The organism is Enterobacter cloacae complex sp. FDA-CDC-AR_0164, from assembly GCF_003071645.1.
Classification (GTDB): domain Bacteria; phylum Pseudomonadota; class Gammaproteobacteria; order Enterobacterales; family Enterobacteriaceae; genus Enterobacter; species Enterobacter ludwigii.
This window is the reverse complement of the sequence record NZ_CP028950.1, coordinates 322,591-335,208: the sequence shown is the minus strand read 5'-3', so window position 1 is coordinate 335,208 and position 12,618 is coordinate 322,591. Positions and strand designations below refer to the sequence as shown.

Genomic DNA, 12,618 nt, shown 5'->3' with positions numbered 1-12,618 from the left:
GCAGGAGGCACGCTTACCCCGTCACCACCTCGTCAACCGGCGGTTTCGTTAACAGCGTCAGCATCGCTTTTGCAATTTCGCGTTCACCCATCACCACCTGATCCGCACCCCGTTCGGTAATGTACTCCACCTCATCGTCATAATGGGCACGGGCAATGATCTCAATATTCGGGCATTTTTCACGTGCGGACGCCACAATTTCACCCGCTTCATAGCCGTTTGGAATGGTCAGCAGCAACCAGCGCGCGCAGTCCAGATGCGCGAGATTCATGATCTCTTCGTTTGCCGCATTGCCCAACACCGCGCGAACGCCGCGCTCGCGCAGCTCGTCGACGCGGGTACGTGATGTTTCAATCACCACCAGCGGGATCCCCTGCGCCATCAGCTTCTCACCGAGCAGGCTTCCTACGCGGCCAAAGCCGACCAGCAGGGCATGATTGCAAATATCCACCGGGATCTGCTTCTCTTCTTCGATAGCTTCTTCCAGCGTCTGCTCTTCCAGCGTTTCGGTTTTATCGAGGTATTTTTCCAGCAACGCAAACAGGACCGGGTTCAGCATGATGGAGAGGATCGCTCCGGCGAGGACCAGGTTTTGCCCGGCCTGCGGCAGCAGATTCAGCGCCATACCCAGGCCTGCCAGAATAAAGGCGAACTCACCAATCTGCGCCAGGCTGGCGGCGATGGTCAGAGCGGTACGCGGCGAGTGGCCAAACATCCGTACCAGGAAGAAGGCGGCAACCGACTTACCAAAGATAATAATCGCCAGGGTGCCCATCACGGCCAGCGGTTGCTGAACCAGAACCATCGGATCAAACAGCATCCCGACGGAGACAAAGAACAGGACGGCGAAGGCGTCGCGCAGCGGCAGCGTATCGTGCGCCGCACGGTGGCTCAGCTCGGATTCGTTCAGCACCATCCCGGCGAAGAACGCGCCCAGTGCAAAGGAGACGTCGAACAGTTCAACGGCACCAAAGGCAATCCCCAGCGCCAGGGCAAGGACAGAAAGGGTAAACAACTCACGGGAGCCGGTGGCCGCGCTGCGGGACAGGATCCACGGCACCAGACGGCGGCCCACCAGCATCATAATGGTGATAAACGCCACCACTTTCCCGATGGTGATGCTCATGTCCAGCGCCAGCGTCGCAAAGCCGACGCTCTCTTTTTCCATCATACCGGCGACGGCAGGCAGCAACACCAGCGTCAGCACCATCACCAGGTCTTCCACAATCAGCCAGCCTATCGCGATTTGTCCGCGCTGGCTGTCGATAAGCTGCCTCTCCTCAAGCGCGCGCAGCAGTACGACGGTACTGGCGGTTGAAAGACACAGCCCAAAGACGATACCGGTCATCAGCGACCAGCCAAGCACTGTCGAAAGCGCCATTCCCAGCAGCGTCGCTACGGCTATCTGTGCGATCGCTCCCGGTATGGCGATCGACTTTACCGCCATCAGATCCTTGAGTGAGAAATGCAGACCCACGCCAAACATCAGCAGAATCACGCCTAATTCCGCCAGTTCAGGCGCCAGTTTGGTATCCGCCACGAAACCTGGCGTAAAAGGACCCGCCAGCACACCCGCTAACAAATAGCCCACCAGAGGCGAAATACGCAGTTTATTGGCAATCATGCCGAGGATAAAAGCGAGCACAAGTCCACCAACAATGGTGGTGATAAGCGGTGTGGCGTGATGCATTCCGTCTCCTTTCGTTGTGGGTGTTCCATTTGGTTAAAAAACCAAAAACCGAGTAATAGTTTATGACAATTTTTGCCGTTATGTTTATGAATAATTGTTGAAGTTTGAATAAAACAGCAATATGCGTGTAAAAAAGCGCATTTTGATAAATTAGGCGGGGGGATGCAGAAGAAACCCTTATGGCATCAGGGGGTCAGGTCGCCAAAGTAAAACTTTAGCGACCGTTATATTACGCTTTATGGCGGTTATCAGGCAGGAATATGGTCAACATCCCCAGAAGCGGCAGGAAAGCACAGATTTTATAGACCAGGAAGATGCTGGTGTGGTCGGCTATCATGCCCAGCACTGCCGCACCAAGGCCGCCCATGCCGAAAGCAAAACCGAAAAAGAGCCCGGAAACCATACCGATACGGCCTGGCAGCAGCTCTTGCGCGTAAACAAGGATGGCGGAAAACGCCGAGGCGAGGATAAACCCAATAATCACGGTCAAAATCCCCGTCCACTCCAGGCTTGCATACGGCAAAATAAGGGTAAACGGGGCCACGCCGAGGATAGAGCCCCAAATGACGTATTTACGTCCGATTTTATCGCCCACAGGCCCGCCGATAACCGTCCCTGCAGCCACCGCAAACAGGAAGGCAAACAGGTGAAGCTGGGCGTTTTGGACCGATAATCCGAATTTTTGCATCAGGTAAAAGGTGTAATAGCTGCTGATGCTCGCCATATAGAAGTATTTCGAAAAAATCAGCACCAGAAGCACGGAGACGGCCAGAATGACCTTATCGCGAGGAAGGGGATTGATAACCTTCGCTTTAGGTTTACCTTTGTTCACGCGATGCTGCGCGGCATACCAGCGGCTTATCTGAATCAGTACGATAATCGCCAGCAAGGCTGCCAGCACAAACCACGCCACGTTACCCTTGCCGTACGGAGCGATGAGCACCGCTGCCAGCAGTGGGCCGAGGGAGCTGCCAAAGTTACCGCCCACCTGAAACAGCGATTGCGCCAGCCCGTGACGGCCCCCGGAGGCCATGCGCGCCACGCGTGAGGACTCCGGGTGAAAGACCGACGACCCCGTGCCCACCAGCGCGGCGGCAATCAGCACAGCTTCAAAGCTGCCTGCCATTGCCAGCAGCACCAGCCCGCTCAAGGTAAAACACATGCCAATCGGTAGCGACCACGGCATGGGATATTTATCCGTCCAGTAGCCCACGACCGGTTGCAGAAGCGAGGAGGCCAGCTGGAACGTCAGGGTGATCATCCCGATCTGCACGAACGTTAACGAAAACTCGGACTGTAGCAGCGGGTAGATCGCGAGAATCAACGACTGGATCATGTCGTTGAGCAGATGTGAAAGACTGATTGCGCCTAACACTTTAAACGAGGTGCGCGACGCCGGAGCGCCAGACACGGGCTGGGTTGATTCACTGATTGCCATAGAGATGAATACCACGTCTTTTGTTATTAGAAATGCAGGGTGTAATTATTATCCAACTAACATACCCGGCAGTGACATTTGAATAAAGTCGCAATTCTGAAAACTTATTTGTCTATTCTTATTAGTCACTGTAATTTTTGCCTTTGTCTATTGGTCAGGGAGAGAGAAGATGAAGTTAATGAAGCGGAGCGTCGCGCTGGCGCTGATCGCCGCCTGGGGTCTGGTTAGCCTGCCCGTGCAGGCCTATGAAAAAGATAAAACCTATAAAATCACCATTCTGCATACCAACGATCACCACGGCCATTTCTGGCGCAGTGAATACGGCGAATACGGTCTGTCGGCACAAAAAACGCTGGTGGATGGCATTCGTAAAGAGGTGGCAGCCCAGGGAGGCAGCGTACTGCTGCTGTCGGGGGGCGATATCAATACCGGTGTGCCGGAATCTGATTTACAGGATGCGGAGCCTGATTTCCGCGGCATGAATCTTATTGGCTACGATGCGATGGCCGTCGGTAACCATGAATTCGATAACCCGCTGACGGTGCTGCGTCAGCAGGAAAAATGGGCCAAATTTCCGTTCCTCTCTGCCAACATCTACCAGAAAAGCACCGGCGAGCGACTGTTCAAACCCTGGGCGCTGTTTAAGCGTCAGGATCTGAAAATTGCGGTCATCGGGTTAACCACCGACGATACGGCGAAAATCGGCAACCCTGAGTTCTTTACCGATATCGAATTCCGTAAACCGGCAGACGAAGCGAAGCTGGTCATTCAGGAATTGCAGCAGAACGAAAAGCCGGATGTCATTATTGCCACCACCCATATGGGCCACTACGACAACGGTGAGCACGGCTCGAATGCGCCGGGTGACGTGGAGATGGCTCGCAGCCTGCCTGCGGGCTCGCTGGCGATGATTGTGGGCGGTCATTCACAAGACCCGGTCTGCATGGCGTCAGAGAATAAAAAGCAGGTCGACTACGTGCCAGGCACGCCGTGTGCTCCGGACCGTCAGAACGGTATCTGGATTGTGCAGGCGCACGAATGGGGTAAATACGTGGGGCGTGCGGACTTTGAGTTCCGTAACGGCGAGATGAAGCTGGTGCACTATCAGCTCATTCCGGTCAACCTGAAGAAGAAAGTGACTTACCCTGACGGGAAGAGTGAACGCGTACTCTACACCCCGGAAATTGCCGAGAACGCGCAGATGCTCTCCCTGCTGACGCCCTTCCAGAATAAAGGCAAGGCGCAGCTGGACGTGAAGATTGGTACGCTGAATGGTCGTCTGGAAGGGGACCGCAGCAAAGTTCGCTTTGTGCAGACCAATATGGGGCATCTGGTGCTGGCGGCACAAATGGCGCGCACAAATGCCGATTTTGGCGTGATGAGCGGCGGCGGCATCCGCGACTCCATCGAAGGCGGAAACATCACCTATAAAGATGTGCTGAAGGTTCAGCCGTTCGGTAACATCGTGGTGTATGTCGACATGAGCGGTAAAGAGGTGATTGACTATCTCACCGCCGTGGCGCAGATGAAGCCGGATTCCGGCGCTTATCCGCAGTTTGCCAACGTCAGCTTTGTGGCGAAGGACGGCAAGCTCAACGACCTCAAAATCAAAGGCGAGCCGGTCGACCCTGCCAAAACCTACCGCATGGCAACATTAAGCTTTAACGCCACCGGTGGTGACGGTTATCCGCATATCGACAATAAACCGGGCTATGTGAATACCGGGTTTATCGATGCGGAGGTGCTGAAGCAGTTCATCGAGCAGAATTCACCGATCGACGTGAATACCTATGAGCCGAAAGGCGAGGTGAGCTGGCAGTAGTGCGGTTTTGTGCCGGGGGGCGGCTACGCCTGACCCGGCCTGTATGAGAATCGTCGGCCCGGTAAGCACAGTGCCTCCGGGCCACTTCCTCAATCCCGTCGCGCAATATCCGCAAATGTCGCGTCCAGTATTTTCGCCAGATCGCCTGCGGACAGTTCAATATCCAGCCCGCGTTTGCCGCCGGAAATATAAATGGTGTCGAACGTCTGCGAAGGGGCATCAATCAGCGTCGGCAGGCGTTTTTTCTGCCCGAGCGGGCTGATACCGCCAACAAGGTAGCCGGTAGTGCGTTGCGCAACCATCGGATCGGCCATATCCACCTTCTTTGCCCCCAGCGCTTTGGCCACTTTCTTGAGATCCAGCTGCCCGGCAACGGGCGTTACCGCAACGGCGAGGTGTTTCATATCACCGTTCACCGCCACCAGCAGCGTCTTATAAACCCGATCGGCGTTCAGCCCCAGTTTGCGCACCACTTCATCACCAAAATTCGTTTCGCTGGGATCGTGATCGTAGGTGTGGATCCGAAAGGGAATGTTGTTTTTTTCGAGTAATTTAACGGCGGGAGTCATAGCTATCCTTCTTACGACAGACAATTCATGCTGACAGCATACGCCTGACGTTTGTCTAAAAAATAGCACCATCTTGCGCAATAGTATTGGCAGTGATGGTCACTTTGAGCGACAATCGGCTCAACCGAAGGTCTCCTTCGGCATAATAAAAACGATGAAATTCCTCTTTGACGGGCCAATAGAAATATTGGCCATTTTTTTATTTCAGCAGTGACGGCAAATTCCCTTCTCCGTACAAATGTAACGCCCCGACAGCGACCACGTAACGCCCCGCAGGCAACGCATGTAGCGTCTGCTGCCAGGCTTTGTTGCGCTCGTTCATCAGCACATCATACAACGATTCACTGAACGTCGACGGCAGCGCCAGTTTATCGTCCGTGGGTGGCGCATTCAGCCACCAGCCGATCATCGTTTGCAACAGACGCGCGTTGGTGTGCCAGTGGGTCAGGGTATCATCCAGCAGCATCAACCCATCATCAGGAAGCTGGCGCAGCAGGGCTATCTGGCTGTCCGTGCCTTCGAGCTCAATGACTGACAAATGGCGTGCTCTCGCGGCATTCAACAGCTGGTAATCAATACCGTAATCCCCGCGTAGCCCCAGACGCTGCGCCTGGGTCGCCTGCAGGACCATCGCGATTTGCCACAGCGGCAGTGTGTCCAGCATGGAGAGCGACACGCCCGTCTCATCTGCGACGCGCGTCAGTTCAGCAAACTGCGTGTCGTTCAGACGTTCAGCCAGGGGGAGATCGCTTTCGAGGCCGGCAAACGGCGACGTCTGGCCCGAAATATCCGCTTCAACGACCAGCGCATCGGCGCTCTTCAGCAGTTTCATCAGACCGGCTGGCAGCGGGGACATATCCTGCGTGCCCATATGGATGCTGCCCACCAGGTGAAGGTGCTGCCCGCCGGGAAGCGAGATATCCATGCCGGGCCAGGCATAACGGCGGGGGAAGAGGGCGCGAAACGATGTTTTTATACGATTAAACAGACTCATACGCGCTCCATAAACGGAAAGGTTCATGCTAGCGCGTAGGAGAAGAAGGTTCAATCTTTCGGTTTAAACCGCAACAACCGGTTTGCGTTGCTCACCACGGTAATGGACGAGAGTGCCATCGCCGCACCCGCGACAACCGGGTTCAGCAGCGTGCCGGTCAGCGGCCACAAAATACCGGCGGCAATCGGGATACCGAGCGAGTTGTAGACGAAGGCGCCCAGCAGGTTCTGCTTCATGTTGCGCAAGGTGGCTTTTGAAATCGCCAGCGCGTCCGCAACGCCCATCAGGCTGTGGCGCATCAGGGTAATGGCGGCCGTCTCAATGGCGACATCGCTACCGCCCCCCATCGCAATACCCACTTCCGCCTGTGCCAGCGCCGGCGCATCGTTAATCCCGTCACCGACCATCGCCACCTGGCGACCCTGGCTTTGCAGCGTCTTGATGGCGTCTGCTTTGCCGTCAGGTAACACCCCGGCAATGACCTCGTCAATCCCAGCTTCCCGGGCGATGGCGTTCGCCGTCACAGGATTATCCCCGGTCAACATCACCAGGCGATAGCCCGCACGATGCAGGCGTTGCAACGCCTGCACGCTGTCCTGGCGTAGCGGATCGCGAATTGCCAGCAGCGCCGCGGCCTTGCCATCAACGGCAAGCAGAACCGGGGTTGCGCCCTGAGAGGCTTGATCTTTCAGGTCTTGTTCCAGGGCTGAAGTCTCAACGCCATGCTCCTTCAGCAGTGCCTGATTCCCCAGCAGCAGCGTGTGCCCTTCGGCGGTACCGCTGACGCCTAAACCGCGCAGGGTACGGAAATTGCTCACCTGCGGCAGGCTGGCATTCCCGGCTTTCTCAATAATGGCGTGGGCCAGCGGGTGGCTGGAGCCTTGTTCAAGCGCCGCGGCGAGACGCAGCGCGTCATCCTGCGTGATGCCTGCGGTTATCACGGCCACTACCTGCGGTTTCCCTTCCGTCAGCGTGCCGGTTTTATCAAACACCAGCGTGTCCAGCGTGCTCGCCCGCTGCAGCGCATCGGCATCCCGTACCAGCACACCAAATTCAGCGGCACGGCCTACGCCTGAGATGATCGACATTGGCGTGGCAAGACCGAGCGCGCAAGGACAGGCAATGATCAGCACCGTGGTGGCAATCACCAGGGTATAAACAATTTGCGGTGCCGGACCGAAGACATACCAGATAGCCGCGCTCAGCAGCGCGATACCGACCACGACCGGCACAAAAATGGCGGAGATTTTATCGGCCAGCTGACCAATTTCCGGCTTACTGCTCTGTGCCTGACGCACCATGCGAATAATGCGTGACAGCGTAGTATGGCTGCCGACGGCACTGGCGGTGAAAAGCACGCTACCGTCCTGCACCACCGTACCGGCATGAATGGCATCGCCCTGGGCTTTCTGTTGCGGGACGGGTTCGCCGGTCAGCATCGCTTCGTCAAACCAGGCTTCGCCCTGAGTGATTTCACCGTCGACGGGAACGCGGTCGCCGGTGGTCAGGCGCAGCGTCATGCCGGGTTGAACTTCAGCCAATGGCACGTTTTTTTCACCCGCATCCGTCACGACGCGCGCGGTCGGTGGGGTTAAATCCAGCAGGCGCTCCAGCGCTTTGGAGGAACGCTGACGGGCGCGCGCTTCAAGCATATGGCCGAGGTTAATCAGGCCGATAATCATCGCGCTCGCTTCATAATAGAGATGACGCGCTTCCATCGGGAACCACTGGGGCCAGACGTTGACGCTCATGGAGTACAGCCACGCCGCACCCGTGCCGAGTGCGACAAGGGTGTCCATCGTCGCGGTGCGATTTTTCAGGCTTTTCCAGGCGCTGGAGTAGAAGTGACCGCCTGCGAAGACCATCACGGCAAGCGTAATCAACCCAATGACTAGCCACAGCATGCGGTTATCGTCGGTGACCATCATATTGTCACCGATCATACCCCACACCATGACCGGGACCCCAACCAGCAGCGCGACGATGGCCTGCCAGCGGAAGCGTTTCATGGTGGCGACGGCCGTTTCCTGCTGGCGTTCACGACGTTTGAGGTCATCTTCGATGGCCTCTGCGCCGTAGCCCGCTTTTTCAACGGCCTGCACTAAATCTGCGGCGGAGGCACTGCCCATCACCAGCGCAGTACGCTCCGCAAGATTGACCCGTGCCTGCGCGACACCCGGTACAGCCTGCAAGGCATTTTGTACCCGGGAGACGCAGCTGGCGCAGCTCATGCCGTTGATCAGCAGCTGTTGGCTGTCATCAATATCATCAGCTACCGGAAGCTCAGGAGTGGCCGCTGTCAGTGCTTCCGACGGGGATGATGACTCTGCCAGCGGTTTAGCCTTTGGGTGGCTCAGCTCCGCCCCATAACCAGCCTGTTTGATCGTATCAATCAGCGCATCCGCACTGGCGCTACCGGTGACGGCGGCGTGATCAAGGGTCACTTCAGCGCTGTCTACATCAGGACGCTGTTCCAGACTTTCTTTAACGCGTTTGACACAGTGGCCGCAGGAGAGGCCGTCCAGTGTCAGGTCAATAGTGTGAGACATAACAAAACTCCCGTATAATGATCTGGTCAGATGTTGACCGGCATAACGCTTTTCGCTAACTGTTATGAAGGTTAAACCTTCCATCAAGGGGAAGGTCAAGGGGGAAATGTGAATATCAGTGATGTTGCGAAAAAAACCGGATTGACCAGCAAAGCGATCCGTTTTTATGAAGAGAAGGGGCTGGTGACACCGCCGCTGCGCAGTGAAAATGGCTACCGCAGTTATACGCAACTGCATCTGGATGAACTGACGCTGCTGCGCCAGGCGCGGCAGGTGGGATTTAACCTTGAAGAGTGCGGCGAGCTGGTCACCTTATTCAACGATCCGGCACGCCATAGCGCAGACGTGAAAAAACGTACGCTGGAGAAAGTGGCTGAGATTGAACGCCACATTACCGAGTTACAGGCGATGCGTCAGCAGCTTCTGGCGCTGGCGGAATCCTGTCCGGGGGATGACAGCGCCGACTGCCCGATTATCGATAATCTGTCCGGCTGCTGTCATCGTAAGGCTCATGCCTGACAGGCTTTAACCCGCAGGGTTATCCCTTCCACCGCAATGACCTCAACCTGCGTGCCGGCGCTGAGGTCATCGTCGGCCACCACGGGCCATGAACTGTCGCCCACGCGCATATGTCCGCGCCCGTTAACCAGCGCCGTGTCGAGCGTAAAACGTTTGCCGACAATCTGCTGCCCGCGCTGATTGAGGTGGGCGTCGAGCGGTTTCTGCTCTGCCACCTGGCGGTTAAGCCAGCGCCACCACAGCCAGGCGGCCAACAGCGTCAGCACGGCAAATAACGCCCCCTGCCACGCCCAGTCGAGGGGCAGTAGCCAGACCACTAACCCGGTAATGACAGCGGCAACACCGCTCCAGAGCAGGTAACCGTTGCCGCCAAGCATCTCCGCGGCCAGCAATAAGCCACCGAGGCTTAGCCAGAATGCATGAGGATGTGCGACGATTAGCTCAATCATTTTTTGCGCTCGTTTCCGCTGTCTTTGATAAGTTCCGTGATCCCGGCGATGGAGCCCATCAGGCTGCTGGCATCCAGCGGCATCATCACCACTTTGCTGTTGTTCGCGGAGCCAATCTCTTTCAGCGCGTCAGTGTATTTTTGCGCAACAAAGTAGTTCACCGCCTGGATATCACCTGCTGCAATTGCTTCAGAGACCATCTGGGTGGCGCGGGCTTCCGCTTCTGCAGAACGTTCACGGGCTTCCGCCTGTAAGAAGGCAGACTGGCGTTCACCTTCCGCTTTCAGGATCTGCGACTGTTTTTCCCCTTCGGCTTTCAGGATCTCTGCCTGACGTACCCCTTCAGCTTCCAGAATGTAGGCGCGTTTGGTCCGTTCCGCTTTCATCTGTGCGTTCATGGAGGCGATCAGCTCTGCCGGTGGACGCACGTCGCGGATCTCAATACGGGTAACTTTGATCCCCCACGGGTTGGTGGCCTCGTCGACAATGTGCAGCAGGCGGGTGTTAATGCTGTCGCGCTGAGAGAGCATCTCGTCCAGCTCCATTGAACCGAGCACGGTACGAATGTTGGTCATCGTCAGATTTACGATAGCCAGCTCCAGATTGCTGACTTCATAGGCCGCTTTTGGGGCATCAATAACCTGAATAAAACAGACCGCATCAATGGTGACGTTGGCGTTATCCTTGGAGATCACTTCCTGGGAAGGAATATCCAGCACCTGTTCCATCATATTGATTTTACGTCCAATCCTGTCCATGAAAGGGACAATCAGGCTTAAACCCGGCTGGAGCGTGTTGGTGTAGCGGCCAAAGCGTTCAACGGTCCACTGATACCCCTGTGGGACAATTTTGACGCCAGCGCCGACAATAACCAGCGCAACGAAAATAAGGACAGGTATAACGATAAGCATAAAAACCTCCTGTTTTGCATGCTGTGACGAAGGGAACTGCGTGTGTGTTATAAGTCAGTATATCGGCTATCGGACTGAAATTCGCCCCTGTAAAGAAGGGGGCGCGACGAATACCGGTAAAACCTTTACTCCAGCCATCGACACACCCTATTCGCGCTGCGTTCGTGAAAGGATTATTCTACGCGTGGTTGCAATAAAGGTGGTTACAGGATGCATGATGAACAATAAAAATACGCTCTTGCAGGTCAGGGATGTCGGTTTTCGTGTGGCAAATACCACGATCCTTCAGCATGTCGATTTTTGTCTTTCCCCGGGTGAGTTCAAACTGATAACAGGGCCGTCAGGCTGTGGTAAAAGCACGTTATTAAAGATTGTCGCTTCACTGCTCAGCCCCACTGAGGGCGCTATTCTGTTTGAAGGGCAGGATATCGCGACACAGTCGCCAGAAAGCTATCGTCAGCAGGTCTCTTACTGCGTGCAAACCCCTTCGCTGTTTGGGGACACGGTTTATGACAACCTGGTCTTTCCGTGGCAAATCCGTCATAAAACGCCGGAGCCAGAAAAATTTATCGCCGATCTGGCCCGCTTTGGCCTGTCGAAAGAGACGCTGACTAAATCCATCAATGAATTATCGGGCGGCGAAAAGCAGCGCGTTTCGCTGATTCGCAATCTGCAGTTTTTGCCGAAGATATTGTTACTGGACGAGATCACCAGCGCGCTGGATGAGGTGAACAAACGCAACGTTAACGAGATTATTCATCGTTACGCAAGCGAGCAGAATATTGCCGTGCTGTGGGTTACGCACGATTCAAACGAAATTACCCATGCGGATGATGTCATTACGCTTGAGCCGCAGGGCGGGAAAATGCAGGAGGCAAACCGTGGGTGAGCATAATATTACGAATACGTCGCTGGCGTTTTCGATGGTGCTGGTACTGATCGCTATTGTGGTGAGCTACCGGGAAAAGCTGGGCCTGGAGAAAGATATTATCTGGAGTATCTGCCGCGCGGTTATCCAGCTCATTATTGTCGGCTATGTGCTGAAGTATATTTTTAACGTCAACCACGCGGTGCTGACGCTCCTGATGGTGCTCTTTATCTGCTTTAACGCGGCGTGGAACGCGCAGAAACGCAGTAAGTATATCGATAAGGCGTTTGTCTCATCGTTTATCGCCATTACAACCGGGACGGCGCTGACGCTGGCGGTGCTGGTGGTGTCCGGCTCAATCGAGTTTACGCCGATGCAGGTTATCCCTATTTCCGGGATGATTGCGGGGAACGCTATGGTGGCTGTAGGACTGTGTTACAACAACCTCGGCCAGCGATTTAGCAGTGAACAACAGAAGCTGCAGGAGAAATTAAGTCTGGGGGCGACACCGAAAATGGCCTCGGCGGTACTGATCCGCGACAGCATCCGCTCGTCGCTGATCCCAACGGTGGATTCCGCAAAAACGGTTGGGCTGGTTAGCCTGCCGGGAATGATGTCCGGGTTAATTTTTGCCGGTATCGATCCGGTCAAAGCCATTAAATATCAGATCATGGTGACCTTTATGCTGCTCTCTACGGCCAGCCTGTCGACCATCATTGCCTGCTATTTAACCTATCGGAAGTTCTACAACGCGCGCCATCAGCTGGTGGTGACGCAGTTGAAAAAGGCGGGGTGACCGCCTCTTTTGC

11 protein-coding genes are annotated in these 12,618 nt (G+C 55.6%); 4 read left to right on the top strand and 7 right to left on the bottom strand.

What is annotated here, in order from left to right:
* Window positions 1-13: 13 nt before the first annotated feature.
* Window positions 14-1,690 carry a YbaL family putative K(+) efflux transporter gene (gene ybaL, locus AM410_RS01690; protein WP_014168917.1) on the bottom strand — a complete coding sequence of 559 codons (1,677 nt, stop codon included), beginning with the start codon at window positions 1,688-1,690 and terminating at the stop codon, window positions 14-16.
* Between the two features lie 229 nt (window positions 1,691-1,919).
* Complete coding sequence (locus tag AM410_RS01685; RefSeq protein WP_020885177.1) at window positions 1,920-3,128, bottom strand: MFS transporter; 1,209 nt, start codon at window positions 3,126-3,128, stop codon at window positions 1,920-1,922.
* 169 nt (window positions 3,129-3,297) lie between these two features.
* Here AM410_RS01685 and ushA point away from each other — a divergent pair, with 169 nt between their 5' ends.
* Entirely contained in the window at window positions 3,298-4,950 is a 1,653-nt protein-coding gene (ushA, locus tag AM410_RS01680) for a bifunctional UDP-sugar hydrolase/5'-nucleotidase UshA (RefSeq protein WP_014168919.1), read from the top strand.
* 89 nt (window positions 4,951-5,039) lie between these two features.
* On the opposite strand, the gene ybaK is transcribed toward ushA, so the two are convergent.
* The 3 genes from ybaK to copA form a co-directional block, all read right to left on the bottom strand.
* Complete coding sequence (gene ybaK, locus AM410_RS01675) at window positions 5,040-5,519, bottom strand: Cys-tRNA(Pro)/Cys-tRNA(Cys) deacylase YbaK (RefSeq protein ID WP_020885175.1); 480 nt, start codon at window positions 5,517-5,519, stop codon at window positions 5,040-5,042.
* 199 nt (window positions 5,520-5,718) lie between these two features.
* On the bottom strand, window positions 5,719-6,513 hold the full coding sequence (locus AM410_RS01670) for a TraB/GumN family protein (protein WP_040016802.1): 795 nt from the start codon (window positions 6,511-6,513) through the stop codon (window positions 5,719-5,721).
* Between the two features lie 50 nt (window positions 6,514-6,563).
* On the bottom strand, window positions 6,564-9,062 hold the full coding sequence (gene copA, locus AM410_RS01665) for a copper-exporting P-type ATPase CopA (protein WP_108647460.1): 2,499 nt from the start codon (window positions 9,060-9,062) through the stop codon (window positions 6,564-6,566).
* 108 nt (window positions 9,063-9,170) lie between these two features.
* On the opposite strand from copA, the gene cueR reads away from it, so the two are divergent.
* Window positions 9,171-9,581 carry a Cu(I)-responsive transcriptional regulator gene (gene cueR / locus AM410_RS01660; protein ID WP_014168923.1) on the top strand — a complete coding sequence of 137 codons (411 nt, stop codon included), beginning with the start codon at window positions 9,171-9,173 and terminating at the stop codon, window positions 9,579-9,581.
* On the opposite strand, the gene AM410_RS01655 is transcribed toward cueR, so the two are convergent.
* Together AM410_RS01655 and AM410_RS01650 are read right to left on the bottom strand one after the other, a co-directional pair.
* Window positions 9,572-10,030 (bottom strand): NfeD family protein, encoded by a 459-nt coding sequence (locus AM410_RS01655; protein WP_047744108.1) that lies wholly within the window; start codon window positions 10,028-10,030, stop codon window positions 9,572-9,574. The genes cueR and AM410_RS01655 overlap by 10 nt on opposite strands.
* Entirely contained in the window at window positions 10,027-10,941 is a 915-nt protein-coding gene (locus AM410_RS01650; RefSeq protein ID WP_014168925.1) for an SPFH domain-containing protein, read from the bottom strand. The genes AM410_RS01655 and AM410_RS01650 overlap by 4 nt, the downstream gene beginning before the upstream one ends.
* A gap of 217 nt (window positions 10,942-11,158) precedes the next feature.
* Here AM410_RS01650 and fetA point away from each other — a divergent pair, with 217 nt between their 5' ends.
* Window positions 11,159-11,830 (top strand): iron efflux ABC transporter ATP-binding subunit FetA, encoded by a 672-nt coding sequence (gene fetA, locus AM410_RS01645; protein WP_044868016.1) that lies wholly within the window; start codon window positions 11,159-11,161, stop codon window positions 11,828-11,830.
* Window positions 11,823-12,605, top strand: a complete 783-nt coding sequence (gene fetB, locus AM410_RS01640; RefSeq protein ID WP_020885171.1) for an iron efflux ABC transporter permease subunit FetB — start codon at window positions 11,823-11,825, stop codon at window positions 12,603-12,605. The genes fetA and fetB overlap by 8 nt, the downstream gene beginning before the upstream one ends.
* Window positions 12,606-12,618: the final 13 nt, after the last annotated feature.